General features: G+C 35.1%; 26 protein-coding genes. 15 read left to right on the forward strand and 11 right to left on the reverse strand.

The genetic code is table 11. The features are described 5' to 3' along the window. Positions 1–388: 388 nt before the first annotated feature. Positions 389–910, reverse strand: coding sequence for a hypothetical protein (locus ACHRV3_RS21290; protein ID WP_395436050.1), 522 nt, complete (start codon positions 908–910; stop codon positions 389–391). 319 nt (positions 911–1229) lie between these two features. On the opposite strand from ACHRV3_RS21290, the gene ACHRV3_RS21295 reads away from it, so the two are divergent. The 11 genes from ACHRV3_RS21295 to ACHRV3_RS21345 all read left to right on the forward strand — a co-directional run bounded on the left by ACHRV3_RS21295 (position 1230) and on the right by ACHRV3_RS21345 (position 10959). After that, positions 1230–1808: a nucleotide exchange factor GrpE gene (locus ACHRV3_RS21295; RefSeq protein WP_047779187.1), complete on the forward strand. Its 579-nt coding sequence runs from the start codon at positions 1230–1232 to the stop codon at positions 1806–1808. Between the two features lie 77 nt (positions 1809–1885). Continuing rightward, positions 1886–3001 (forward strand): molecular chaperone DnaJ, encoded by a 1116-nt coding sequence (dnaJ, locus tag ACHRV3_RS21300; RefSeq protein WP_047779186.1) that lies wholly within the window; start codon positions 1886–1888, stop codon positions 2999–3001. Between the two features lie 166 nt (positions 3002–3167). After that, entirely contained in the window at positions 3168–4097 is a 930-nt protein-coding gene (locus ACHRV3_RS21305) for an ABC transporter ATP-binding protein (RefSeq protein ID WP_047779185.1), read from the forward strand. 78 nt (positions 4098–4175) lie between these two features. Next, positions 4176–5492: an ABC transporter permease gene (locus tag ACHRV3_RS21310; RefSeq protein ID WP_395436051.1), complete on the forward strand. Its 1317-nt coding sequence runs from the start codon at positions 4176–4178 to the stop codon at positions 5490–5492. A 5-nt stretch (positions 5493–5497) separates the two neighbouring features. Further along, complete coding sequence (locus tag ACHRV3_RS21315) at positions 5498–6358, forward strand: mechanosensitive ion channel family protein (protein ID WP_230002997.1); 861 nt, start codon at positions 5498–5500, stop codon at positions 6356–6358. Between the two features lie 24 nt (positions 6359–6382). Beyond that, on the forward strand, positions 6383–7546 hold the full coding sequence (locus ACHRV3_RS21320) for a sigma-54 dependent transcriptional regulator (RefSeq protein ID WP_047779182.1): 1164 nt from the start codon (positions 6383–6385) through the stop codon (positions 7544–7546). A 105-nt stretch (positions 7547–7651) separates the two neighbouring features. Further along, positions 7652–8335, forward strand: coding sequence for a DEAD/DEAH box helicase (locus ACHRV3_RS21325; RefSeq protein WP_395427370.1), 684 nt, complete (start codon positions 7652–7654; stop codon positions 8333–8335). Between the two features lie 21 nt (positions 8336–8356). Beyond that, the gene (locus ACHRV3_RS21330; protein ID WP_395436052.1) at positions 8357–9172 is read left to right on the forward strand and encodes an alpha/beta hydrolase; all 816 of its coding nucleotides are present in this window, start codon (positions 8357–8359) and stop codon (positions 9170–9172) included. A 31-nt stretch (positions 9173–9203) separates the two neighbouring features. Next, the gene (locus ACHRV3_RS21335; RefSeq protein WP_047779179.1) at positions 9204–9422 is read left to right on the forward strand and encodes a putative signal transducing protein; all 219 of its coding nucleotides are present in this window, start codon (positions 9204–9206) and stop codon (positions 9420–9422) included. Positions 9423–9612: 190 nt separating this feature from the next. Next, the gene (locus ACHRV3_RS21340; protein ID WP_395436053.1) at positions 9613–10416 is read left to right on the forward strand and encodes a Cof-type HAD-IIB family hydrolase; all 804 of its coding nucleotides are present in this window, start codon (positions 9613–9615) and stop codon (positions 10414–10416) included. Positions 10417–10428: 12 nt separating this feature from the next. Then, a complete protein-coding gene (locus ACHRV3_RS21345; RefSeq protein WP_395436054.1) occupies positions 10429–10959 on the forward strand; it encodes a GNAT family N-acetyltransferase in 531 nt (176 codons plus the stop codon). Between the two features lie 100 nt (positions 10960–11059). Here ACHRV3_RS21345 and ACHRV3_RS21350 read toward each other — a convergent pair whose 3' ends face one another. Then, on the reverse strand, positions 11060–11581 hold the full coding sequence (locus ACHRV3_RS21350; protein WP_047779176.1) for a hypothetical protein: 522 nt from the start codon (positions 11579–11581) through the stop codon (positions 11060–11062). Positions 11582–12078: 497 nt separating this feature from the next. Here ACHRV3_RS21350 and mtaB point away from each other — a divergent pair, with 497 nt between their 5' ends. Further along, positions 12079–13413: a tRNA (N(6)-L-threonylcarbamoyladenosine(37)-C(2))-methylthiotransferase MtaB gene (gene mtaB / locus ACHRV3_RS21355; RefSeq protein WP_395436055.1), complete on the forward strand. Its 1335-nt coding sequence runs from the start codon at positions 12079–12081 to the stop codon at positions 13411–13413. Positions 13414–13797: 384 nt separating this feature from the next. On the opposite strand, the gene ACHRV3_RS21360 is transcribed toward mtaB, so the two are convergent. The 8 genes from ACHRV3_RS21360 to ACHRV3_RS21395 all read right to left on the reverse strand — a co-directional run bounded on the left by ACHRV3_RS21360 (position 13798) and on the right by ACHRV3_RS21395 (position 21355). After that, positions 13798–14307 carry a hypothetical protein gene (locus ACHRV3_RS21360; protein WP_047778518.1) on the reverse strand — a complete coding sequence of 170 codons (510 nt, stop codon included), beginning with the start codon at positions 14305–14307 and terminating at the stop codon, positions 13798–13800. A gap of 133 nt (positions 14308–14440) precedes the next feature. Further along, positions 14441–15157 (reverse strand): 3-ketoacyl-ACP reductase, encoded by a 717-nt coding sequence (locus tag ACHRV3_RS21365; RefSeq protein WP_395436056.1) that lies wholly within the window; start codon positions 15155–15157, stop codon positions 14441–14443. A gap of 111 nt (positions 15158–15268) precedes the next feature. Next, a complete protein-coding gene (locus ACHRV3_RS21370; protein ID WP_395427375.1) occupies positions 15269–15856 on the reverse strand; it encodes an LURP-one-related/scramblase family protein in 588 nt (195 codons plus the stop codon). 74 nt (positions 15857–15930) lie between these two features. Beyond that, complete coding sequence (locus ACHRV3_RS21375) at positions 15931–18093, reverse strand: von Willebrand factor type A domain-containing protein (RefSeq protein ID WP_395436057.1); 2163 nt, start codon at positions 18091–18093, stop codon at positions 15931–15933. Between the two features lie 35 nt (positions 18094–18128). Next, complete coding sequence (locus tag ACHRV3_RS21380) at positions 18129–19100, reverse strand: hypothetical protein (RefSeq protein ID WP_395436058.1); 972 nt, start codon at positions 19098–19100, stop codon at positions 18129–18131. A gap of 2 nt (positions 19101–19102) precedes the next feature. Beyond that, the gene (locus ACHRV3_RS21385) at positions 19103–19603 is read right to left on the reverse strand and encodes an RNA polymerase sigma factor (protein ID WP_230002987.1); all 501 of its coding nucleotides are present in this window, start codon (positions 19601–19603) and stop codon (positions 19103–19105) included. 147 nt (positions 19604–19750) lie between these two features. After that, positions 19751–20362 (reverse strand): hypothetical protein, encoded by a 612-nt coding sequence (locus ACHRV3_RS21390; protein ID WP_395436059.1) that lies wholly within the window; start codon positions 20360–20362, stop codon positions 19751–19753. A 153-nt stretch (positions 20363–20515) separates the two neighbouring features. Then, complete coding sequence (locus tag ACHRV3_RS21395) at positions 20516–21355, reverse strand: DUF6929 family protein (RefSeq protein WP_395436060.1); 840 nt, start codon at positions 21353–21355, stop codon at positions 20516–20518. A gap of 131 nt (positions 21356–21486) precedes the next feature. Between ACHRV3_RS21395 and ACHRV3_RS21400 the strand changes: the two genes are divergently transcribed. Next, the gene (locus ACHRV3_RS21400; protein ID WP_395436061.1) at positions 21487–22362 is read left to right on the forward strand and encodes a PPK2 family polyphosphate kinase; all 876 of its coding nucleotides are present in this window, start codon (positions 21487–21489) and stop codon (positions 22360–22362) included. Positions 22363–22640: 278 nt separating this feature from the next. On the opposite strand, the gene ACHRV3_RS21405 is transcribed toward ACHRV3_RS21400, so the two are convergent. Continuing rightward, positions 22641–23174 (reverse strand): hypothetical protein, encoded by a 534-nt coding sequence (locus ACHRV3_RS21405; RefSeq protein ID WP_047778509.1) that lies wholly within the window; start codon positions 23172–23174, stop codon positions 22641–22643. Positions 23175–23363: 189 nt separating this feature from the next. On the opposite strand from ACHRV3_RS21405, the gene ACHRV3_RS21410 reads away from it, so the two are divergent. Together ACHRV3_RS21410 and ACHRV3_RS21415 are read left to right on the forward strand one after the other, a co-directional pair. Beyond that, on the forward strand, positions 23364–24749 hold the full coding sequence (locus ACHRV3_RS21410) for an MATE family efflux transporter (protein ID WP_395427381.1): 1386 nt from the start codon (positions 23364–23366) through the stop codon (positions 24747–24749). A gap of 144 nt (positions 24750–24893) precedes the next feature. Next, positions 24894–25121: a hypothetical protein gene (locus ACHRV3_RS21415; protein WP_047778507.1), complete on the forward strand. Its 228-nt coding sequence runs from the start codon at positions 24894–24896 to the stop codon at positions 25119–25121.

The raw sequence follows: 25121 nt of genomic DNA on the forward strand, positions 1-25121 counted from the left end.
TATTTCTTGAACAATTTGTAATTTAAAAGACATACTGTAGTCTTTTTGGGTACGCTTTACATAGCGTAATTCCTGATGGTTTTCCATAATGACACTTTTTGTGTATCGCTATTTCAGGACAAGACAAAAAAAGTATAAAAAAAGCTTCGTCTGAATGTAGACGAAGCTTTTTTTTAATATAAGGTAAACTTGAATTAATAATTATTTATAAAGCCGAGGCTAAACCCTTAAATTCAATTTTAATTTGGTAATACTTTTGTATTTGTTTGATGCTCAAATATACCATATACTAAAACGTAATAGTCTTAAAATTATACTAAATTTTTAAAGTGAAAAACGAACGATTGACTACTTTTTTTAAAGTGCAATTAATTGTTTTTGAAGGCAATCAATTCTGTTGGGTGCGCAAAAGCATTTTGGTCAGGTTGGATTTGCAGGAGTGTTTGTAAATTATGGTAAAGTCGCCAAATTCGATATTTTTTAGTTCCTCGTCAATTACTTTTTTTGCAAGATTATAATCGGTAACGATACACCCAATTTCTAAGCTATCACATTTGGTAGCAATGCTGTTGCAATGACCAAGACTTCTTAATTCGAGTATATGACTGATTCGTTCTTCAAGATTGTATCGTTTTTCTAAGTCGTTTTCTTTCTCGAAAGTTTGATTTTTATATGCAATCTCCAGATATAAAAATTGCTTTTCATCAAGCTCTGTATATCCTTCTTTTCGTTTTGTGTTAATTCTGTTTTTAAGCGTTCTTGGTAAATTGATGAAAATACCACTTTTAATTTCTTTGTATTGCCCCAATTTTCCAACAATACCCCAATAGACGATGGCTGTTTTTTCATCCACTTGCCAGATCTCCCAATAGTGGAGTTGGTTGTGAATTGTTTTATAAAGTTTAATCATTTTATTTTAGTATTACGTTACGATATAAAAGTTTTGCAAAATCAGATTTGTTTACATTATAGCATATTGCAAACATAGTAATATTCTTACTTTTTGTTTGTTTTTTTAGCAGTTTAACAAGTCAGGAGGTGAGTTATAAATTACTTGCTTGTTAATTTGTTGATATGTAGTTGTTTGTAGCTGTATGTTGCCCTTTGTTTTTGTGAATGCATTTTGAGGAATACTTCTTTGAGGGACTGCTACTATTCTTGACAAAGTGACAATTTGACATTTTAGAAGATTTGGCAGTACTTTTGCAGTCCAACAGAAAGAATAAAAAATGAAGTTTAAAAATATTTTTAAAAATAATAGTAATATGACTACGGAAAATACAGAATTCGATCAGGAATTAGATGATGTAACGTTAGAGAACAATGCCAACGGTGAGCAGTTAATTGTTGAAGAATTAAGTGTTGAAGAGCAATTAGCTCAAGACTTGGCAAAAGAAAAAGATAAGTTTCTGAGATTATTTGCCGAATTCGAAAATTACAAAAGAAGAACTTCAAAAGAGCGTATCGATTTATTTAAATCGGCAAATCAAGAGGTTTTGTTAGCAATGCTTCCTGTTTTAGATGATTTTGACAGAGCAATTGTAGAAATTAACAAATCTGAAGATGAAACTTTGACAAAAGGAGTGGAGTTAATTCATGAAAAACTAAAAAGCACTTTAGTAGGTAAAGGTTTAGAGCAGGTTGAAGTTAGAGCAGGTGATGCTTTTGATGCCGATTTTGCTGAAGCAATTACTCAAATTCCTGCACCTTCTGATAAAATGAAGGGTAAAATTGTTGATGTTATAGAAAAAGGATACAAATTAGGAGACAAAATTATCCGTTTCCCTAAAGTAGTTATCGGTAACTAAAATGCAAATAAAATTCTGAAAGTCAATTTTTTAAGCATTGGAATTTAGAGTTTAAGATTTGGAATTTAACTTAGATTATGAAAAAAGATTTTTACGAAATACTTGGCATTTCAAAAGGTGCCGATGCTGCTGAAATTAAAAAAGCGTACCGAAAAAGTGCACTAAAATATCACCCGGATAAAAACCCGGGCGACAAAGAGGCAGAAGAAAACTTCAAATTGGCAGCAGAAGCTTATGAAGTTTTAAGTGATCCAAGCAAAAAAGCGAAATACGATCAATACGGACATCAAGCATTTGATGGTTCCGGCGGATTTGGCGGTGGTGGCCATGGCGGGATGAATATGGATGACATTTTCAGCCAGTTTGGTGATATTTTTGGTGGCGGATTTGGTGGATTCGGTGGTGGCGGAGGCGGAGGCCCTCGTCGCTCTAAAGGAAGTAATCTTAGAATTAAAGTTAAATTGACTTTAGAAGAGATTGCCAATGGAGTAGAGAAAAAAGTAAAAGTAAAACGTAAAGTTCAAGCCAAAGGAGCTACCTACAAAACCTGTACGACTTGTAACGGTCAAGGTCAGGTGATGCGTGTTACCAACACTATTTTAGGAAGAATGCAATCAGCATCTACCTGTCCTGCTTGTGGTGGTTCCGGACAAATTTTAGATAAAAAACCTTCTGAAGCAGATTCTCAAGGAATGGTTCTGGAAGACGAAACCGTATCAATCAAAATCCCAGCAGGTGTTGTTGACGGGATGCAGCTTAAAGTTTCCGGAAAAGGAAATGATGCTCCGGGAAATAGTATTCCAGGTGATTTGATTGTTGCTATCGAAGAGTTAGAACACGAGTTTTTGAAACGCGAAGGAGAGAATATTCATTTTGATTTGTATATCAGTTTCCCGGAAGCTGTTTTAGGAATTTCTAAAGACATCGAAGCCATCAACGGAAAAGTTCGTATCAAATTAGAAGAAGGTATTCAATCCGGAAAAATCTTAAGATTAAAAGGAAAAGGAATTCCAAGTATAAATGGTTACGGAAGCGGAGATTTGTTAGTGCACGTAAATGTTTGGACGCCAAAAACGTTAAACAAAGAGCAAAAACAATTTTTTGAAAATGCGTTAAACGACGATCATTTTATTCCAAGTCCTGAAAAGTCAGAAAAATCATTTTTTGAGAAAGTAAAAGATATGTTTTCATAGCGCAAACTCTTTTTAAAAAATTGAAATAAATACTAAAACCCATTCTAATAGAAACATTAGGATGGGTTTTTTGCGTATTGTAACGCAGATTCGCTTCGAATTATTTACTTTTACAACCCCGTGATAGCACAATGATCAAACTGACGCAGAAAATTCTAATAACAGCATGAGCAACTTACTCGAAGTACATAAAGTCGTAAAACAATACGGTGATTATGTAGCGCTTAACGAAGTTTCATTAAATGTACCAAAAGGTAGTATTTATGGACTATTAGGTCCCAATGGAGCCGGAAAAACATCTCTAATTCGTATTATAAACCAGATTACTTTGCCCGATAGCGGTGAAATAATTCTGGACGGAGAAAAATTACAACCCAAACATGTACAAACAATAGGATATTTACCCGAAGAAAGAGGTTTGTATACTTCAATGAAAGTAGGCGAGCAATGTTTGTATCTGGCACAAATGAAAGGTCTTTCTAAGGCAGAAGCCAAACAACAGTTAGAATACTGGTTTGACCGTCTGGGAATTCAGGGTTGGTGGAACAAGAAAATTCAGGAACTTTCTAAAGGAATGGCACAGAAAATACAGTTTGTAGTTTGTGTCTTGCATAAGCCTAAATTACTGATTTTCGATGAACCTTTTTCAGGTTTTGACCCTGTAAACGCCAATGTCATAAAAGATGAAATTTTGGCATTAAAAGAGCAAGGCGCAACGATTATTTTCTCTACGCATCGTATGGAAAGTGTAGAAGAACTTTGCGACCATATTGCACTGATTCATAAATCAAATAAATTAATCGAAGGAAAGGTTAGCGATGTAAAACGCCAGTTTAGAACCAATAGTTTTGAAGTGGGTATTCTGACCGATAATGTAGAAGGTCTGATGTATGATATTACACAGAAATTTACCGTTGCCCCGGCACAGTTTAAATCCTTAAATGAAGATCTGAAGTTAGAGATCCAAATCGGAAATGCGACTCCAAACGAACTATTGCATCTTTTGACACAGCGTGGACAAGTCACCCATTTTGTGGAAAAGATTCCAAGTATCAATGATATTTTTATTAAAACCGTAACGGAAAACAAAAACTAGATTTTGGATTTTAGATTTTAGAGTGAAACCCTAAGATCTGAAAATCTAAAGTCAGCAATCTAAAATCTAAAATAAAAAATGAGCATTATATCATTAATTATAAAAAGAGAATTTATAGCAAAAGTTCGTAACAAGTCTTTTGTTGTCATGACATTTTTGAGTCCGTTGTTGTTTGTTGCCATTACCGTATTTATTGGTTATTTAGCTTCAATGAAAGCAGATACAAAGCGTATTGCAATTCATGATGAAACGGGTTTGTTTGCAGACGATTTTCTGAAAGAGAATAAAAAAGAGGCCGAATACCATTACCTTAATTTATCGGAGATAAGTGTTAAGAGTTTAAAGGATAGTATTACCAATGAAAATTTTAGTGGTTTAATTGTGATCCCTAAAACCGGCAACTTAAAAGATCTGGAAAGTAAAGTAGAATTGATATCCGGCGAAAGTCTTCCGGGACCTTTTATAAAAGATGTACAAAATTTAGTAGAGAAAAAGCTTACCGCATTCAACCTGCAAAAAGCAAACATAGATACTTTGCAAATTAAAAAAGCACAATCTAAAGTAGATGTGGTTTTGAAAAATACAAAGGGTGAAAAGAGATTCAAAGGATTAAATTGGATGAAAATTGTAATTGGTGGCGGATTCGGTTACTTAATTATGATGTTTATTATCATTTATGGCAATATGGTAATGCGCAGCGTGATCGAAGAAAAAACGAATCGCATTATTGAAATTATTATTTCGTCGGTGAAACCTTTTCAGTTGATGATCGGTAAAATTGTCGGGACCTCACTTGCAGGATTGTTACAGTTTTTGATTTGGGTCGTCATTGGTCTCGGATTAATGTTTGTCGCTTCTGCTTTTTTTGGTGTGAATGTAGGACCGGAAGGAAGAATTCCTCCCGAAGTAATGCAGTCCGCACAGCAGGAATTTTCAGGAACAGCACAAATGTACATTGCTGAATTATGGAATTTGCCTATTGCCAGTATTGTAATTGGTTTTGTTATTTATTTTATTGGAGGGTATTTTTTATATAGTTCATTTTATGCCGCGATTGGGGCTGCTGTTGATAATCAAACCGATTCACAACAATTCCTTTTACCTATTATTATGCCTCTAATTCTGAGTGTTTATATCGGATTTTTTACCGTTGTGAATGATCCGCATGGAACTATTGCCGTGGTGTTTTCGATGATTCCGTTAACATCACCGATTGTAATGTTAATGCGACTTCCGTTTGGAGTGCCTTGGTGGCAAATTGCAATTTCAGTATCTTTATTGTTTGCGACCTTTTTGCTTGTCGTTTGGTTCGCTGCGAAAATTTATCGTGTCGGTATTTTAATGTACGGAAAGAAACCAACCTGGAAAGAGTTATACAAATGGCTTAAATATTAAAAATTATGTGGAAGGATATTATTGAATTTATTAATTACAATTTTATTAATGGCGAAAATGTAAAAATCTCGCTACTTGATTTGATGCTGCTTTTTCTTGCTATAACGGCAACATCGATCGTATTAAAGTTAATTCAGAAGTTGTTTAGTAAAAAACTTCCTGTCGCAGACAAAAAGAAGTTCAATAGTGTTTTTCAGGTCGTTAAGTATATCGTTTACCTTTTTGTAATTGTATTAATGCTAAACGCAACCGGAGTAAATGTCAATGTGTTTTTAACCGCCTCTGCTGCCTTGTTTGTAGGTTTGGGGTTTGCATTACAAACATTTTTTCAGGATATTATTTCGGGAGTTCTAATCATTTTGGATCAGTCTTTGCATGTTGGTGATATCATTGAAGTCGACGGTCGTGTAGGATTGGTACAAGAGATCAAATTAAGAACCACCATTGTTGTGACCAGAAATGATCGTGTGATGATCATTCCGAATCATAAATTTATGGACGACACACTTTTTAACTGGACTCAGAATAATTCGAGTAACCGGGAAAGTGTTTCCGTTGGAGTAGCGTATGGAAGCGATGTTCGTTTAGTTGAAAAATTATTGCATCAGGCAGTAGATTCAGTTGAAGGAATTGTCAAAGGAGGAACGGTTAAAGTTACTTTTGATGACTTTGCAGATTCTTCGCTAAACTTCTCAGTTCACTTTTATGTTATTCATGGTATGCAGACACCGGGGATTCAAAGCGAAATTAGGTTCCGAATAAATGATCTGTTTGCAGAAAACAATATTTCAATTCCGTTCCCGCAAAGGGACTTAAACGTAATAAGCGTGCCGGTAAATTTGGCTTCAAAAAAAGAGAAAGAATAAGTACTGGTTTCAAATTTAATAAAGATGAGTAAAATATTAATTATAGAAGACGAAGCAGCGATCAGAAGAGTTTTGGTAAAAATTTTATCAGAAGAAAATGATACCTATCAGGTCGAAGAAGCCGAGGATGGTGCTGTGGGTCTCGAAAAAATAAAAAATAACGACTACGATTTGGTTTTGTGCGATATCAAAATGCCAAAAATGGATGGCGTTGAGGTTTTAGAAGCAGCCAAAAAAATAAAGCCGGAAATCCCGATGGTGATGATCTCAGGTCACGGGGATATGGAAACGGCAATTCATACCATGCGATTAGGCGCTTTTGATTATATTTCAAAACCACCCGATTTAAATCGTTTGTTAAATACCGTTCGTAATGCTTTAGATAAAAAACAACTGGTAGTTGAGAATAAAATTCTGAAGAAAAAAGTCAGTAAAAATTACGAAATGGTTGGCGAAAGTGAAGCAATCTCTCATATCAAAGTAATGATTGATAAAGTTGCACAAACAGAAGCCAGGGTTTTAATTACAGGGCCAAACGGAACCGGAAAAGAGTTGGTGGCACATCAGTTACACGAAAAAAGTGAACGTGCAAATTTCCCTTTGATTGAGGTTAATTGTGCTGCAATTCCAAGTGAGTTGATCGAGAGTGAATTGTTCGGACACGTAAAAGGTGCTTTTACATCTGCAGTGAAAGATCGCGCCGGAAAGTTTGAAGCGGCAGACAAAGGAACTATTTTCTTAGATGAAATTGGTGATATGAGTCTTTCCGCGCAAGCGAAGGTATTGCGTGCGTTGCAAGAAAGTATGATTACAAGAGTCGGTGCCGAAAAAGATATAAAAGTAGACGTTCGTGTTGTAGCAGCTACGAACAAAGATTTAAAAACAGAAATTGCCGAAGGTCGTTTCCGTGAAGATTTGTACCACAGGCTGGCTGTTATTTTGATTAAAGTTCCGCCTTTAAACGAAAGACGTGACGATATTCCGGCTTTGATTACCCATTTTACAGAGAAAATTGCTTCCGAGCAAGGAAATGCCATCAAAGTATTTTCAACACAAGCCATAAAACTATTACAGGAATACGATTGGACAGGGAATATCCGTGAACTTCGAAATGTAGTAGAAAGATTGATTATCTTAGGAGGAAACGAAATCTCAGAAACGGACGTAAAAATGTTCGCGAGCAAATAGTGGACTATAAGCAATAGGCTTTAGGCCTTAAGCTTTGGACTTCGTTAAATAATATAAATAATTTTTGCTTAGAGTATAAAGCTTAAAGCATAAAGTGTAAAAAAAATGAAACTAAAAAAAATAAAAGAACAATTACAAGACGCTTTAATCGAAAATGGTTTAACAGAGGCAAATGTATTGCAACAAGAGACTTTTTCGACTATTAAAAGTGGTGCTGACTGTATCATTCTTTCTCCGGAAAAAAGTGGAAAATCGACTACCATTGTAATCAATGTAATTCAGCAATTGGCAGGTTCAGTCGAAGAATCTCCAAGAGCGTTGATTATTGTAGAAGATAAAACTAAAGTTTTGGAAATGGTAGAGCTTTTTGCAAAATACGGAAAGTATACCGATCTTGAAGTGTACGGGGTACATGACAAAGGAGATATGGATTACGATAAAAACTATATTTCAACAGGAATTGATGTTTTAATCGGAACACCAAATAAATTAAGCGACATGTTTACAACGGCAGGGTATAATGTAAACCGTTTGAAAATGTTTGTTTTAGATGATGCAGATCCAATTTTAAAGCTACGTCATGAAACTAAAATCATGCGTATTTCGAATAGTATTGCAAAAACACAAAGAATCATTTTTGCCGAGCAATTAACGGAACGTATCGAAATTTTGGCAGAGAAATTTTTACTGGAGCCTTATATTTTTGATATGGAGGAAGAAGAAGAGGATGAAGAATTTGATGAGGAAGAAGAACTTGACGAAGAAGAAGATCAAACTGAAGAGGAATAGGGTAGTGAAGCGATAAATTTTATGGAGATATTTAAAACGCTTAAATTTTTATCGATTGTACTTGTAGTCTTTTTTGTTGTGATTTATCTGCTGCTGATTTCTTATCTGTATTTCAATCAGGTTGGGATGGTTTTTCAAAGTGCCGCGCTTCCCAAAGAATATCAGTTTGACTATCAGGAGAAATTCGAAGAGCTAAATATCAAATCTTACGACGGTACAACCTTAAATGGATTGTTGTTTAAAAGCGAAAAATCAAAAGGCTTGGTTTTTTATCTTCATGGAAATGCAGGAACACTGGAAACCTGGGGAAAGATGGCTAAAGTTTATACCCATTTAGGTTACGATCTTTTTATCTTAGATTACAGAAGTTTTGGAAAGAGTGAAGGTGAAATTGAAAATGAAGAACAGTTAAACAAAGATGTGGCTACGGTTTATAAAACACTAAAGAAGCGCTATTCTGAAGATAAAATCATTATTACGGGTTATTCTATAGGTTCAGGATTAGCTACAATTTTGGCTGCTGAGAATAAACCAAAAGCTTTAATTCTGCAATCGCCTTATTACAGTTTTACAGAATTATCGAGTAGTAAAGTGCCTTATTTTCCAAATTTCATGAAAAAGTTTCATTTGGAAACGTTTGAATATTTGCCGAAAATAAAAGCGCCGATTTACATTTTTCACGGAGTTGACGATCAATTAATTCCCTATGAGAATTCAGTTCGCTTAAACAAATTATTGAGGTCTAACAGCTCTTTTTATCCATTAAAAAAGCAAGGGCACATTGGAATGAACGAAAATGAAGATTTTCAAAAGCATTTAAAGACAATATTAGAATAGAAAATAAAAAATAATAATAAAAAACAATGTTATGGGATTAATGAAGGTATTTTCAGGAAGTGAAGTATTAGCAATTGCTTTAAAAGAAAGATTAGAAGAAGCCGGAGTAGAAACGGTAAAAAAAGACAACATTCAATCGGCAAGACTAGGTGGTTTTGGAGGTTCAGATTTAGCAGTTGAAGTTTTTATTCAGGAAACTGACTTTGCAAAAGCAAATCCCGTTATTGAGGATTTTAGAATGAATATTTAATAGCTCTCAGTATTCAGTCTCAGTATTCAGTCTCAGTCGCAGTTTACAGTCTTCTGTAAAATGCGAAAATGTGAAATGCGATTGAGTACTACAATTGAAATTAGAGGCCTGGATTCAGACTGCAAACTGCGACTGCGACTGAGACTGAAGGCCGCGATTGAGAACGGAGAAAAGTAAATTAATAAAAAAAATGCAATACAAAATGCTGGTGCTCGACATGGATGATACCTTGTTGACTGACGATCATAAAATTTCTGATTTAAATAAAAAAGTACTTCTTGAAGCGCAGGCCAAGGGGGTTTATGTGGTTTTGGCTTCAGGTCGGCCAACCTCTGCTATGACGGCTTATGCTAAGGAGTTGGAATTGGATTTGAATAACTCGTATATCATTTCGTTTAACGGTGCTATTATTAGTACAGTTAAAGACGATATTATTTTGTTTGAGCAAACACTGACACAAAAGCAGATTCACGAACTGTACGATTACAGTGTGAAGATGAAAACGCATATCATTACCTATCTTGACGGAGAAATTATAAGCGAAACCGATTCGGAGTTTATTGAAATTGAAAAAGTAATTACCGGAATGCCACATCGCAAAGTATCAAGTTTTAAAGAGGCTGTTGACAGGTCCGCAGTAAAATGTATTTTGTTGGCGGAACCTTCTTATTTGAAAGAAGTAGAGCAGGATCTGAAAGAGGCAATGCCACATTTAAGTATTTCAATGTCTAAACCGTTTTTCTTAGAAGCCGCTCAATATGGAATCGATAAAGCAGCAAGCATAAAAATTTTGGCTGAAAGGCTAAAGATCCAACAGAGCGAGATTATTGCAGTAGGAAATGCCGGAAATGATCTAAGTATGATTGAATATGCCGGATTGGGTGTTTGGGTAGATAATGTGACTCCCGAATTGCGCGACAGAGCTGATATAATTGTAGCTTCAAATAATAATGATGGAGTGGCAGAAGTAGTACAACGTTATATTTTAAATTAAAACTAAAATCGGATGAGAAAACCAATTGAAACTGACCGCTTAATTTTAAGAGAAGTGATTTCTGCTGATGCAGAAGGAATGTTTGAATTGGATTCGAATCCCAATGTACATCTTTTTGTGGGAAAGAAACCCGTTACCACCATCGAGGAAAGCATTGCTTATATTGAAAATTTGCAACAGCAATACAAAACTTTTGGCACTGGCCGCTGGGCTGTTGTTTTAAAAGAAACCAATGAGTTTTTGGGTTGGTCCGGAATAAAGTTTATCACAGACGAAATCAATAACCATAAAGATTTTTATGAAATCGGATACCGTTTCATTGAAAAACATTGGGGAAAGGGCTATTCTACCGAAGCCGGAAAAGCTTTTGTGGATTATGCATTTAATGAAATGAAAGTAAAGGCGCTCTATGCCTATGCAGATGAAGGAAACGAAAACTCAAGAAAGGTTTTAGAAAAACTGGGTTTCCGTTATGTGAATTCGTTTGATTACGAAGACGAAAGAGAAGTTTGGTATGAATATAAGAATCCAAACCTGATATAATACCCTAAGAAATGCATCCCAAATCTTTTCAAATGTACTTCTTACAGATTAAAAAGATTTGGAAAACAGCTCGTAGTTTAGGTTTCCGAAATGTTTCGAATTATTTTTTAGCTACAGAAACAAAATATTTATTTCCGTCACCCATAGTTAGCTTAACACGCTCGTCGCAAAGATCGATTGCAAAATTCACGCTTTCGTAACAAGCACAAGTAGTGTTTTTGTCCTTAGACATTTCTGTTTTACAATTGTTGTTTTTGAAAGTTGACAATTGTGGAGTGTACAGACTAACTAAATCAGTAGAAGCAGTTACTAAAGAGATAATACTTGCAGAATTATTATTTGTAATTCTGTAAACAATTCTATCCGTATAGTTTACTTCATTTACCGTTACCTTACGGATGTAAGTGTAAGCTGTAGATCCTTCACTTGGTTCTTTTACTTCAAATTTAAACCCAACGGCACGGATTGCAATATCAAATTGTGATTGATTGTTTAAACTGGCCCAACCTGTTAAAGTGCTAATTGACGGGAATGGATTAGTTGCAGGAGCAGCTGCAGTTTGCGCTTGCGAACTGAAAAGGGTTAAGAACATCAAGCAGATTGTGGGTAAAAATGCTTTCATAGTAAGTCTGGAATTTTTAATTGTTGCCTACTCTTTATGGTTTTCGGCTTTCCCCATTATTTTTATTAAACAAAACAACAACATAACGACAGAATATCAAAATTGTTATGGTAAAATCTGTCGAGAGATCAATTAATTTATTAATTGCTTAACTTTTTTAGCCGAAAGCATTATTTTGAACAGTTAAATGTAAGAAAATTTTAATCTAATTTTTTAAAAAATGTATTTAATCGATATTATTTGCATTTAATCGATGTTTTTGTCATTTTATTCCTATTGAAAGGACATTTAAGATCTTTTAAATATAAAACTTATTTTAGTCATTAGCAGGTTCAATTTATAGTTTTTAAGCCAAACTTAATTGTCTGGATAATGCAAAATGTTGATATATAGTGTATTATTGATTTTATTTTAAAGAATATTGTATGTAAATTTGCAAACTCTTCAATTGAGAATGTAAATATAATATCTTACTACTTAAAACGTAGTGTATTCCTATGGAAAATAGAAAAAAAGTTGCCTTTTATACGCTTGGTTGCAAACTGAATTTTTCAGAGACTTCCACAATCGCCCGAAATTTTAACGATGAAGGATTTGATCGTGTTGATTTTGAAGAAATAGCAGACATTTATGTCATCAATACCTGTTCTGTTACAGAGAATGCTGATAAACAATTTAAGCAGGTCGTAAAAAAAGCAATGAGACTCAACGAAAAAGCCTTTGTAGCTGCCGTTGGGTGTTACGCGCAATTAAAACCGGAAGAATTGGCAGCCGTTGATGGAGTTGATTTGGTTTTGGGGGCCACCGAAAAATTTAAAATCACTGATTATATTCACGACTTAAGCAAAAACGACATGGGGGAAGTACACTCCTGCGAAATTGCTGAAGCCGATTTTTATGTGGGAAGTTACTCTATTGGTGACCGAACCCGTGCCTTTCTGAAAGTTCAGGATGGTTGTGATTATAAATGTACGTATTGTACCATTCCGTTGGCAAGAGGAATTTCAAGAAGTGATGCATTGGAGAACGTTTTGCAAAACGCAAAAGAAATTTCAGCACAAAACATAAAAGAAATTGTTTTAACCGGAGTAAATATCGGGGATTACGGAAAAGGAGAATTCGGAAATAAAAAACACGAGCATACTTTTCTCGATTTGGTTCAGGCTTTAGACAAAGTGGAAGGAATTGAGCGTTTGCGTATTTCTTCGATTGAGCCTAATTTATTGAAAAATGAAACCATTGATTTTGTTTCTAAAAGCAGAACTTTTGTACCACATTTTCATATCCCGCTACAATCCGGAAGTAATGATATCTTAAAATTAATGAAACGTCGTTACTTACGTGAAGTTTATACAGAACGTGTCAATAAAATTCGCGAAGTAATGCCACATGCCTGTATTGGTGTTGATGTTATTGTTGGTTTTCCGGGTGAGACAGACGATCATTTTCTGGAAACCTATCATTTTCTGAATGAAATGGATATTTCGTATTTACACGTATTCACGTATTCAGAAAGAGACAATACTGAGGCAGCAAATATGGCAGGAGCTGTTCCTGCAAACGTAAGAGCAAAACGCAGTAAAATGTTGCGTGGATTGTCGGTTAAGAAACGCCGTGCTTTTTACGAAAGTCAATTAGGAACAAACAGAACTGTTTTGTTTGAAGGCGAAAATAAAGAAGGTTATATTCATGGTTTTACTGAAAACTACGTAAAAGTAAAAACACCGTGGAATCCAGAATTAATCAATACATTACAAGAAATTAACCTGACCAAAATAGACGAAGACGGAAGCGTTCGTTTAGAGTTTTTGAATAAATTGGCAGAGGTGTAAAATGTTTCTTTGTAAAATGTTCTTTGTAAGATGTGAAATGTATGATGAGGTTGGAAATTTGAGATTTCAGTGCCTTTTATATAGTTAGAGTTTAGAAAAGAGTTACATACAGTCTGTCATTTCGAGCGAAGTCGAGAAATCACACCAGGTATTCCGTTTCTATTTTCAGCAGTTTTGTCATCCTGAGGAACGAAGTATCTTCACAAGTAATTCCGTAAAGTGAAGTTCAACGGTATCGATTCAGCAAACGAAGATCCTTCGTTCCTTAAGGATGACAAACTGTACGGAGTCTCTAGTGTGATTTCTCGACTTCGCTCGAAATGACAATGTAAAACAGAAAAGTCCTTTATTACAAAGGACTTTTCTGTTTTATAAAGTGAAATATTACTTCACATCTTCCTGAACAACCAATTTCAAGGAATTGATATAATCGGTGTCGAACTCGATGACTCTAATTTTTTGCGGATTAAAGCTCAATTCGCCTCCAAATTTACCTCTTGTGTCTAAGAAGTCGATGGTGAGTTCTTCGTCTGTTAATTCGATTAGTTTGCCTAAATAAGCAGATTTGGCTGATTTTTTTGAAATCTGAAAAATCTCGTATTTATTCGTTAAGAAGTTTATGATAGCCGCAAGGTCCCTAATCGGAATAATATCTTCGGCATTTGTTTTCAGGCCTTTCATTCGGATTACTTTTTCGGTAAAAGCAAGATCCTGGTCTCTGTGAACGGCTTCGATATTTTTGTTTCTCAAAATCACAAAACCATCAAGGATATAGTCAACCGGATTATTTCTCAATAAAATCCAGTCATCAGAATAATCGATAAGAAATCCGGTAAAAATTTCTTTTTTATCGGTAAATTCTATTGCAATTAATTGTCTTAAATACTGTTCCATAATATTAGTTTTTTGAAATTCCAATTCCGAAAATTCCAAATTCCAATCAATGCGATTGAAATTTCAAAGAAACAAATTCAATCCAAAGAAGAATTGGAATTTGGAATTTTAAAATTTGAAGTTTACTGTAAGTTTAAGGATTTGTAGACCAGATGCTACTGTTTTTAATAAAAACTCTGCGGTTTAATTTAAGTTGAGCCACTATCAATTCGGCAATATCTTCCGATTGCATTACTTTTTCAGGATTACCATCCGTCAGATTCAGGTCTTTTGCCATGTCGGTTGCAACAGTACTTGGGGTTAGAGCGGTGACACGTATGTTGTGTTTTCTCATTTCCTGCATCAAGGAATCTGTTAGACCCAAAACAGCAAATTTAGAAGCGCTGTAAGCACTGGTCAAAGCATTTCCGTTTAATCCGGCTGTAGAGGATATATTGATAATATCTCCGGTTTGTCTTTCGATCATATTAGGTAAAACAGCACGGGTAGCGTAGTACGTTCCCATAAGATTCACTTGAATGATTTTTTCCCAGGCTGCTGGCTCTAAGTCAAGGAATTTACCAAAAGCGGCGATACCGGCATTGTTGATCAGAATATCGATAGTTTTAAATTCAGCTAAAGCTTTTTCTACCGCTGTATTTATGGAATTAATGTCCGAAACGTCAGCACTCAATGCCAAAGTTTTTACACCAAAAGCAGAGATTTCAGTACTTAATTGATCTACATCAGATTGGGTTTTAGCAACTAAAATTACATTTACGCCTTCTTTGGCTAAAGCAATTGCAATGGCTTTTCCGATTCCTTTTCCAGCTCCGGTAATAAGAGCATTTTTATTTTTTAAATCTGTCATGATAGTATTTTTGAAATGCAGAAAGCATCATTTTAGTCATACAAAAATAATTCATTTGCGTACTAAAATGATGCTCTCCGCCGTTTTCTTAATCTAAGTTTAACAACTTTGTTATTCTTTAAGAACCATATCAATGCACATTACCGCGCCAAGGATTAATTGTCTAAGTGGACTGTCTGCCGCTACACTTTCTTCGATTTGAAGGACATAATTGTCAGCACTTGTGAAAAATTCTTTCCCCAATCCAGCCCATTTTTTACTTACCTGAGCCAATGGTTTGTTTTCATGCGAAAATTTAAAATCCCAACCCGTCCATTTTCCTTGAAGGGTAGCACATGGTCTTTCGTTTTTATCCAGAATTTCGAATCTGCCTCCAAAAGAAAAGAATTTTTGTTTGAAAGTTCCGATCAAACGGTCTTTTTCATCTAAAACCTCTACTGTTGAACGAAAAACAGCGATGCCACGTCTCACGGTTACTAATTTTTCTCCTGAGGCAGTTGTAATTTCAACATTAAAAGGAGTCATTCTTTTATAATCAGTAAAACGCAATACTTTTGTGAAAAAGCCAAGATTATTTTCACGGCAATTCATAACGATCTGATTGGTTTCCGGATTGTAAATGTCGTAATTGTTTGCTGCTTTAAACATCCCAACATGCTCTTTTACAAGAAATAAATTCTGGTTTAAAATAGGGTTCATTTTAATTTTTTAAAATTAGGTTATAAATGGAAATCTTCAATTTTGAAGCGAGACCAAATGTAATAAAACCGCTATTAATAAGCTAGCTTTACTCCTTCAATAAGACGAATAAATTCTGCTTTATATCCGTCAGTATCGTTCGCCACTCCTTGTTTCGCCAATTTTAAAATAGCATCAGAAGATTTATTCGTTATTAGTTTTGAATCTCTCAATTTTAATCCGAACCAGGCAACGGCTGTGCTGAATTTAAAATCGGTACTTGAGCTCTCTAGTGAGATGGTTTTATTTTCAATTATAGCTACCATTTCGATACTTTTGTCTCCGTCGGGTTTTTTGTAACGGAATTTTATCGTCGCCAATTCCGTGCTGTATTTAGTTGTGTTTTCTTCAACGGGAGTATATTTTAAGGCATCAGGCTGATGATTTAAATAATCACTTTTAACTCCGGCCGGAATAATTTCATACAAAGCCGTAACTGTATGATTACTTCCTAATTCGCCGGCATCGATAGCGTCATTTTTAAAATCTTCTGCGCGAAGTTTTCTGTTTTCATACCCAATCAATCGATACGCCTGAACTTGTTTGGGGTTAAATTCAATCTGGATTTTTACATCTTTCGCGATAGCAAACATAGAACCTTTAAATTCTTTGCTTAAAAAACGATTCGCTTCCTGAATGTTATCGATATACGCATAGTTTCCGTTTCCTTTATCGGCCAGTGTTTCCATTTTACTGTCTTTGTAATTTCCCATGCCGTAACCAAGACAAGTTAAGAAAACACCCGTTTTTCTTTTTTGTTCAATTAAACTTTCCATGTCAGCGTTAGATGAACTGCCCACATTAAAATCGCCGTCTGTTGCTAAAACCACTCTGTTATTTCCGCCTTTGATAAAATTTTCGACCGCAACTTTATAAGCCAATTCAATTCCGGCACCTCCGGCTGTACTTCCTCCGGCGCTTAGATGGTCTAAAGCTTTAATAATTGTTTCTTTTTCGTCTCCAGAAGTTGGAGGTAAAACCAATCCGGCTGCACCGGCATAAACTACAATGGCTACTTTGTCTTTTGAGCGAAGTTCGTTTACCAATATTTTCATAGATTGTTTCAATAAAGGCAACTTATTAGCGTTATTCATAGAACCCGAAACATCGATTAAGAATACAAGATTAGAAGCTGGTAAATTTTCGGTTGGAATATTTTTGCCTTGCAAACCAATTCTTAGAATTTTGCTTTCAGGATTCCATGGAGATTCGCTTAACTCGGTATTGATAGAAAACGGATCCTTACCTTTTGGCTGCGGATAGGTATATTTAAAGAAATTGATCATTTCCTCTACACGAACGGCATCTTTTGGAACCGCCTGTCCATTGTTTATAAAACGTCTGATATTCGTATAAGAAGCATTATCAACATCTATTGAGAAAGTAGACAAAGGCGCTGCTTTTGGACTTTCGAATGCATTTTCTGCAAACGTATCATAATCTTCATTAGTTACTTCTGGTTGAACAGGAACGGTTATGTTTAGTTTTTTGTTAATTTCCTGCTCCGTAAGATTTTTGTAAATGTTGTTTTTAGTAGCAATTATGATAGCGCCGTTTGCTGCTCTGCTTCCATAAATTGAGGTAGCTGATGTTTCTTTTAAGACTTTCATGTCCTGAATATCATTTGGATTTATTCTCGCTATTTGCTGCGATTTTACAGGAACTCCATCTAGAACATACAAAGGCTCATTTGATGATGGAAGAGACTGGGAGCCATGAATTTTGATGTTCGAAGGAGCGACATATTGCGTGTTAGTTTGAACTTGCAAACCAGGAGTTCTCCCCTGAAGCATTTCGGTAACTGACTTTTTATCTTTTTTTCTTTCCGAGCGGGTGTAGTTTTGAGTTGTATATTCGGAATCACTTGCTCCGTATCCTACAACGACAACCTCATTTAGATTTTGTGAAGCTTCTTTCATCTTTACATTGATAAGGTCTTTGTCATTAACGACAACGGTTTCTGTATTAAATCCGATATAACTAAAAATAAGAATATCTCCTTTTTGAGCTCGAATCGAGTATTTCCCGTCAAAGTCTGTTGCAGTACCCGTTTTTGTTTTTTTAATGGTGATACTAACCCCCGGAAGTGCAACAGAACTATAATCTGAAACCGTTCCTTTAATTGTTCTTTCCTGCGCCATAGATACGAAACATATAAGCATAGTAATGGCTGATGAAATAAGTTTTAGACTTTTCATGATAGTAAATTTTAAGATTGAATTTTAGGTTTTAACTAGTGCTGCGAAGTTGGTTTCCCCGTTTTTGTAGTGATGATTATGACTCCTTTTTTTCCTTTTTCGCCATATTTTGAAGTGGCTTCAAGATCCTGAAGGATGGTGATGGTTTTAATTTCCTGTTTGTTTAAAGGAGCGTAAGGACTTGTCGGATTCTTCCCGAATAAATCATTTTCAGAATAGTAGTTTCCATCAATGATATACAAAGGTTCTGCTAGTACTACCAAAGACTCTACATTTTCAGGACTCAGGTTGGAAAGCTCAGCTTGCATCATTTTATCTCTTTTAACATCGTCATTGTGAGAAAGTGCTTTTCCGTTCATGATGACTAATGGAGCGCTTTTTTTAGCCATTTGCGGGGACGCCTCAGCATCTGCAATTCGGTAAGATTCGCTTTTTGCGGATTTTGATAATTCTTCAGTTGCAAAAGCTTTGTCTTTTAGATAAGATCTTTCTTCTGTTGCATAAGCGGGTGCCATTACCGGAGGCGAAATGTAAGCTTTAGCAGAAGCTTCAGCCTTTACTGTTTCATAAGCAATTACCGCTGCAGGATTTGGACTTTGTATGTCGTTTTGTACAATCTCTTTTTGTTGCTTAATTTGGTTGTCTATGATTTTTTCAGCCTCTTTTTGGGAAACTATTTTTGAGTTTTCTGATACAGCGACTTTGCTTTCTTCTAAAATTGGTTTCTGAACAGGTTCAGTTTTAGTATCGGTTGTGACTACTTTATTGGTGTTTTGAATAGTTTGACTGTTGTCTGTTTTTATAAACTGAGATCCTAAAGAAATCACGAGTAAAAGAGAAGCAGCAATTGCAATCTTTTTCCATAACGCGATTGTTTTTTTAGCTTCTTTTTTGTCAAGCTTCTCTTCAACACGCGACCAGACTTTTTCCATTGCCGGAAAATCTTTGCTTTCGGCGTTATGCGAAGCTTGTTTTATTTTTTCGAATAATTTATCTTGATTGTCCATGACTATTTTGCTTTTTGATAATACAACTTATTTACTAAATCCTTTAGCTTGGTTTTAGAGGCATTCAATTGTGATTTGGAGGTGCCTTCCGAAATGTTTAGCATGCTGGCTATTTCTTTATGTCCGTAACCTTCAATTACAAAAAGGTTAAAGACCGTTTTACAGCCGTCTGGAATATGGTTTAATAAATTGAGTAAATCTTCTTCTTCTAAGTGATTAATTTCGTCTGTAAAAGGCTGAGACTGCAATTTGACATCATCAAGATACATATTGAAATTAGTATGTTTTCTGATGGTTGCCAAACAATGATTCACTGTTATTTTTCTGGCCCAGGCCTCAAAAGCATGAACTTCTTTAAGCTGATCCATTTTTGTAAAGATGGTATAGAAAGCGTCGGCCATAGCCTCTTCGATTTCTTCCTCCTTTTTTAGATAGCGCTTGCAGAGGCGATACAGCTTTGGAGCCATATACTCATAAACCTGACGCTGTGCATCGCGGTTCATTTTTTTACAGTTAGAAATTTGAGTTTCGTTTATCACAATTGTTGTCTTTATACTAAAGAGAGATAAAAAGATAAAAAGGTTGGGACGATTATTAAAAAAAAGTAAAAATAATTTATGATTGGTTGTAAGTAGTTGATTTTATGCTTCTTATTGCTCGTAACAAATGTAGTTGTAATATTCGACGATTTCTTTAATTTGAATAGAATTAAACGTCTTGTCTTTTATTTTTTTAATAAGAATATCGCAATCGGAAAAGTAATTGGTAGCCGTTTTTTTCCAATTAGAAAGAATTCCAAGATTGATATAAGTAGGGTATTGCTCTTTTTTTCGTTTCAGATAGTAAAGCTCCGTAAATTGCTCTGTAGTCTCCGAATAGCGTACACCACCTTTCGCTATGGCTGTTGGTTTTAAATCCGGCATTGTAAAATATTGCAGTTTTGTCATTCGATACAAATGGACTTCTCCATCAAGAACAAGTTCCAGTAGTTTCGGTTTGTCGGACGAATTTATTTTTACATATTCATAGGTTTCCACAAAATCAAGTCCAACGAATTTTACTTTGGAAATAGTTTCGAAATCCCAGGAATCGGCCTTGCTGTCGGGAGTAATTTTAAATTTTACTTTATTATTTTTTATTTGGCCAACACCTTCGATAGAATCTCCTTCGTGAAAAAAAATGATACATTCCCGATCTTGTGCATAAATTGAAGTGTTAAGAAAGAGTAAGAAGATAAATAAGCTTTTAATGGTTTGTTTCATTCTTTTAAAAAGTGCAATCCGATACTGGATTGGGAGTGAATTATTTTTTATTTTTTTGCCACGAATTTCGCGAATTTTCACGAATTGTTTTTTTGCGACCGGATAGGAAAGCTCTGTGCCTTTGCTTCTCTGAACCTTTACTTTACAAGAAAACTAGTTTTTTAAAGGCAAACTAAGTTTAAAGATTTTCGTTTCCAGAACTTCGGTGTCATTATCTTCGCAAAGCAGAAATTCGATTTTGCCGTTTGCTTTTTGGTAGAAGGTCAGACCTTCAAATTTATTGGTTGACGTTATTTTCTGCGTGAAGTCGATTTTCATAGTTTTAAGATCGATGCGTCCGATAAAGCTTCCGAGGATTTCTCCGTCGTCGTAAGTCGATTTGGTGTCTTCGGCAGTAGAGAGAAAATAAATTTTATCTTCGACTAAAATCGCATCTGTAAAACTGGAACGCACTCCTTTTATTTTGGGCAGTTTATAATTGACAGCGACCAAAGCAAATTCTTCGCCCAGGTTTTTCGCATGGATCGTAAAAATGGTGTTTTTGTTTGAAATTCCATTACCACGATTGAATAAATACCAGTTTTCTCCATCGAAAATAGCCCCTTCCAGATTGAAGTCTTCCGGTTTTATTTCGCCAAAACTTTGCATTAAGTCGTATAAATCAACCAGATTGTTTTTTTGAAGAATGGTTTTCGTTTTGAGATCAAACGCGATCATTTTATTTCGTTTTTCGGTAGAGCCCGAACCAAATACATATAAAGTATCATTGTGATTGGTGATCGATTCGAAATCCGGTTTTATATTTTTTGGAATGTTTTGCGTCGGATTATCGATTAAAGCATGTTGATTTAATTGCTGATTCTGCATGTTGTATTCGTATAAGAATCCACTGTTATCACCAATGACATAAAGAGAATTGTTATTGAAGAATAATCCCGAAGCAGACCCGATTCCGATGATTTGAAATAATATTTCCAGTGTGAATTTTTCCATGAATGTTGTTTTGAAAACTAAAGTTTAACCGTGCTAAAAATGAAAATAACCTATTGAAAAAGTATTACCATAAATAGCAAAAATATGCTTCGTAAAAGTAGTATATTTACTTATATGATAAAACTGATAGTATGAAATCTATAGATCCGAATAATTTTAAAGTTGTAAAAAAAATAAGTTTAAAGCATATTCCGACTTTGTTGGACATAAAAGCAGATGAGGATGAAAAGGAGCATAAGCTCGATAAGGTTCAGGCAAAATTGAGCAATTTGCAAGATGTGATGTATGCCCACAACAAATACGGTGTTCTGATTTGCCTGCAGGGAATGGATACTTCGGGAAAGGACAGTTTGATTCGCGAGGTTTTTAAAGAATTTAATCCGCGTGGCGTAGTGGTTCATAGTTTTAAAACGCCTACCTCGGCAGAATTAGAGCATGATTATTTGTGGAGACATTATATCGCATTACCCGAAAAAGGAAAGTTTGCAATTTTTAATAGAACCCATTACGAGAATGTTTTGGTAACACGGGTGCATCCGGAATATATTTTAGGAGAGAATTTACCCGGAATTAATACGATTGATGATATTACACCCGATTTTTGGGAAAATAGAATGGAACAGATTACGAATTTTGAAAGACACATTGCACAAAACGGAACAATCGTATTAAAGTTTTTTCTGCATTTGAGTAAAGAAGAACAGCGCCAGCGTTTACTGCGTCGTTTGGAGGAAGAAAGACACCACTGGAAATTTTCTCCTGCTGATTTGAAAGAACGGGAGCGTTGGGATGAATATCAGAAATATTATGAAGAAGCAATAAATAAGACTTCAACAGAGCACGCGCCCTGGTATATTGTTCCGGCAGACGATAAAGAAATGGCCCGTTACATTGTAGCCAAAATTATTTGGGAAGAAATGCAAAAACACACCGATATCAAAGAACCCGAACTAGACGATAAAATAAGAGCCAATTTCGAAATGTACAAAAAGGAACTGGGAGCGTAATAAAATTACAAACCCGACAGTCCATGAGAAACTGCCGGGTTTTACCAAAAACAAAAGAATAATAATGAATCCGTTCGGTGCAATTAATTTTAACACATAGAGACATAGATAACAGGGCCTAAAAAGACGTTTTACTTGAAATAAATTACTCTTGAGACGATGTGAAAAAAATATGATTTTCTTGAAGCATCTCAAATTGTGAATTCAAAGTCTATGTTTCTATATGTTAAATAATCCTTTATCTAATTACACCCAACGGATCAATAATGAATGTATTTTTACAAATCAAAACCGTACGCTAAACGAAGCGCCACCTGATTGGTTTTGAATTTGTTGTAATCTTCGTATCGTACACTGATGTCAATGTATTTGTTGGCATATCCGATTCCCGGAGCCCATAAAAAAGTGGTGTCGTTGTATCCGTTTGTTACCGCAAAACCAGCACCAACTTCTCCTAATACATAAAATTGATCCTCCCAGATAAAGGCTTTAAAACCCGCTTTTGCAGGGATAAATCCAAGGTCTTTTACATCATCTCCGATAAATAAATTTGTAAAACCTGTAGTCAGGGTTAGTGAAGTTCTTTTAGATAAATCATATTGCAAGCGCACATCTCCTCCAAGCGACCAATCGTAAGCATTGTCTGTCGGGAGACCACCGTTTAAGCCAAAACCTAATCTAAAACCTGGCTTGTAAGTTTTGATTTCACCCTCGTTTTTAACTGCTTCAGTCTCTTGGGCAAAAGTTGTATTGGCGAATAAAAATGCCATAACCGCTACGCATAACATTTTTAGATTTTCAGATTTTTTCATGATCCTTTTTTTTGAATTATTAATAAGGTAAAAGTAGATTCTAACCACTCGGAGGTTGTTATACAATTCGCAGGAATTGTTATATAATCTTAGCGTTATTAAGGATATTCTTAACATTGGCTTATATTTCTGATAATAGGAGAGAATTCAAAGCTTCTGAGTATCTTTGTTCACTTAAAAACATTAAAATTGAATATAAAACAATACACAAAAGAGTTCTCTTATAATTTTAGATTAGCCTACCCAATTATTTTGGGAATGGTTGGACATACTTTAATAGGTATCGTCGATAATATTATGGTTGGGAAATTAGGTAGTACAGAGCTGGCGGCAGTTTCGTTGGGAAACAGTATGATCTTTGTTGCAATGTCATTAGGAATTGGATTTTCGACCGCAATAACCCCAATTGTTGCAGAAGGTGATGCGGAGCAAAATGATACCAAAATTCGTTCTGCATTTCATCACGGTTTATTTTTGTGCACTATTTTAGGATTGGTGATGTTCGGTGTGATTGTTTTAGCAAAACCAATAATGGAAATGTTAGATCAGCCAGCCGAGGTAATTGTACTTGCAAAACCGTATCTGGATTGGGTGGCGTTTTCATTGATTCCTTTAATTATGTATCAGGGATACAAACAATTTGCTGATGGAATGTCGATGACCAAATATTCGATGTATGCGATGGTTATGGCAAATGTCCTGCATGTGGGTATAAATTATCTCTTGATCTACGGTATCTGGATTTTTCCTAAAATGGGGATTATTGGAGCAGCACTCGGAACCGTAATTTCCAGAATCTTTTTGGTGATGTTTATGCATATTATGCTCTCTAGAAGAAATGATCTAAAGCGTTTTTTTAATGGTTTTAGCTTTAATGAAATTAAAAAAGAAACCATAAAAAAGATCGTAAGTATTGGTTTTCCTTCGGCTATGCAAATGCTTTTTGAAGTGGTCTTGTTTACAGCTTCGATCTGGCTTTGCGGTAATATCGGTAAAACAAGTCAGGCAGCAAATCAGGTTGCATTGAGTCTGTCTTCTTTGACTTTTATGTTTGCAATGGGATTAAGCGTAACCTCGATGATTAGAGTTAGTAACCAAAGAGGATTAAATGATTTTAAAAAATTAGTCGTGGTGGCCCGTTCTATATTTTTGCTGGCCATTATATTAGAAACTTTCTTTGCTATTCTGTTTGTTGTTTTTCATAATTATCTGCCTCATCTCTTTTTGAATATGGAAAATGGAGGACAATTGCTGGATAACAACGAAGTGATAAGTATTGCTTCGAAATTGCTTTTAATTGCAGCCGTTTTTCAAATTTCTGACGGAATTCAGGTGGTTGTTTTAGGAGCTTTACGTGGTTTACAAGATGTGAAAATACCCATGTACATTACGTTTGTGGCGTATTGGGTAATTGGTTTCCCGATTTCGTATTATTTGGCAGAATACACGCCCTGGAAAGCACAGGGGGTTTGGATTGGACTTTTGGCAGGTTTAACCACAGCAGCCATATTCCTGTACATACGTTTTCACTACTTAACCAAAAAATTAATTAATAATTCAGTTGCAAATAACTAAATTTGAAACTTAAAAATAAATAATGCCACAGATTACGCGGATTCAAAGGATTATTTTAAAATCTTTTTAATCCGTGTAATCTGTGGCAAACTAATAATCCGTTTGACAGATTATTACAAAGACTAAAAAAATAAAATAAATAATATGGAATTACCTAAATTTTTACTCGGAGACAATACTGATTTCCCGGATGATATTTTTATCATTCACCTTGATTATCCAAGATTTATAATCAATTTAAAAGATGATGAGGTAGAGTTTATGGAAGAAGCCGAAGACCTTGATGAAGCAGAATTAAATGCCGAAATGGAAGGTTTGATTGTTTTGGCCAACGACTTTTACGACAGAGAAATAAATCGTTACGAAGAATAG

Origin of the sequence: Flavobacterium sp. FlaQc-49 (genome assembly GCF_044005985.1) — a bacterium.
Lineage (GTDB): Bacteria > Bacteroidota > Bacteroidia > Flavobacteriales > Flavobacteriaceae > Flavobacterium > Flavobacterium cupriresistens.

Excerpts from the sequence above, each read along its gene's own strand:
- ACHRV3_RS21395 (WP_395436060.1), bottom strand. The coding sequence starts at position 21,355 with ATGGAAAAATTCACACTGGAAATATTATTTCAAATCATCGGAATCGGG.
- ACHRV3_RS21295 (WP_047779187.1), top strand. The coding sequence starts at position 1,230 with ATGAAGTTTAAAAATATTTTTAAAAATAATAGTAATATGACTACGGAA.
- ACHRV3_RS21405 (WP_047778509.1), bottom strand. The coding sequence starts at position 23,174 with ATGAAAAAATCTGAAAATCTAAAAATGTTATGCGTAGCGGTTATGGCA.
- dnaJ (WP_047779186.1), top strand. The coding sequence starts at position 1,886 with ATGAAAAAAGATTTTTACGAAATACTTGGCATTTCAAAAGGTGCCGAT.
- ACHRV3_RS21380 (WP_395436058.1), bottom strand. The coding sequence starts at position 19,100 with ATGGACAATCAAGATAAATTATTCGAAAAAATAAAACAAGCTTCGCAT.
- ACHRV3_RS21365 (WP_395436056.1), bottom strand. The coding sequence starts at position 15,157 with ATGACAGATTTAAAAAATAAAAATGCTCTTATTACCGGAGCTGGAAAA.
- ACHRV3_RS21400 (WP_395436061.1), top strand. The coding sequence starts at position 21,487 with ATGAAATCTATAGATCCGAATAATTTTAAAGTTGTAAAAAAAATAAGT.
- ACHRV3_RS21375 (WP_395436057.1), bottom strand. The coding sequence starts at position 18,093 with ATGAAAAGTCTAAAACTTATTTCATCAGCCATTACTATGCTTATATGT.
- ACHRV3_RS21290 (WP_395436050.1), bottom strand. The coding sequence starts at position 910 with ATGATTAAACTTTATAAAACAATTCACAACCAACTCCACTATTGGGAG.
- ACHRV3_RS21320 (WP_047779182.1), top strand. The coding sequence starts at position 6,383 with ATGAGTAAAATATTAATTATAGAAGACGAAGCAGCGATCAGAAGAGTT.
- ACHRV3_RS21340 (WP_395436053.1), top strand. The coding sequence starts at position 9,613 with ATGCAATACAAAATGCTGGTGCTCGACATGGATGATACCTTGTTGACT.
- ACHRV3_RS21385 (WP_230002987.1), bottom strand. The coding sequence starts at position 19,603 with ATGAACCGCGATGCACAGCGTCAGGTTTATGAGTATATGGCTCCAAAG.
- ACHRV3_RS21310 (WP_395436051.1), top strand. The coding sequence starts at position 4,176 with ATGAGCATTATATCATTAATTATAAAAAGAGAATTTATAGCAAAAGTT.
- ACHRV3_RS21345 (WP_395436054.1), top strand. The coding sequence starts at position 10,429 with ATGAGAAAACCAATTGAAACTGACCGCTTAATTTTAAGAGAAGTGATT.
- ACHRV3_RS21360 (WP_047778518.1), bottom strand. The coding sequence starts at position 14,307 with ATGGAACAGTATTTAAGACAATTAATTGCAATAGAATTTACCGATAAA.
- ACHRV3_RS21315 (WP_230002997.1), top strand. The coding sequence starts at position 5,498 with ATGTGGAAGGATATTATTGAATTTATTAATTACAATTTTATTAATGGC.
- ACHRV3_RS21370 (WP_395427375.1), bottom strand. The coding sequence starts at position 15,856 with ATGAACCCTATTTTAAACCAGAATTTATTTCTTGTAAAAGAGCATGTT.
- ACHRV3_RS21325 (WP_395427370.1), top strand. The coding sequence starts at position 7,652 with ATGAAACTAAAAAAAATAAAAGAACAATTACAAGACGCTTTAATCGAA.
- ACHRV3_RS21350 (WP_047779176.1), bottom strand. The coding sequence starts at position 11,581 with ATGAAAGCATTTTTACCCACAATCTGCTTGATGTTCTTAACCCTTTTC.
- ACHRV3_RS21415 (WP_047778507.1), top strand. The coding sequence starts at position 24,894 with ATGGAATTACCTAAATTTTTACTCGGAGACAATACTGATTTCCCGGAT.
- ACHRV3_RS21390 (WP_395436059.1), bottom strand. The coding sequence starts at position 20,362 with ATGAAACAAACCATTAAAAGCTTATTTATCTTCTTACTCTTTCTTAAC.
- ACHRV3_RS21335 (WP_047779179.1), top strand. The coding sequence starts at position 9,204 with ATGGGATTAATGAAGGTATTTTCAGGAAGTGAAGTATTAGCAATTGCT.
- ACHRV3_RS21305 (WP_047779185.1), top strand. The coding sequence starts at position 3,168 with ATGAGCAACTTACTCGAAGTACATAAAGTCGTAAAACAATACGGTGAT.
- mtaB (WP_395436055.1), top strand. The coding sequence starts at position 12,079 with ATGGAAAATAGAAAAAAAGTTGCCTTTTATACGCTTGGTTGCAAACTG.
- ACHRV3_RS21330 (WP_395436052.1), top strand. The coding sequence starts at position 8,357 with ATGGAGATATTTAAAACGCTTAAATTTTTATCGATTGTACTTGTAGTC.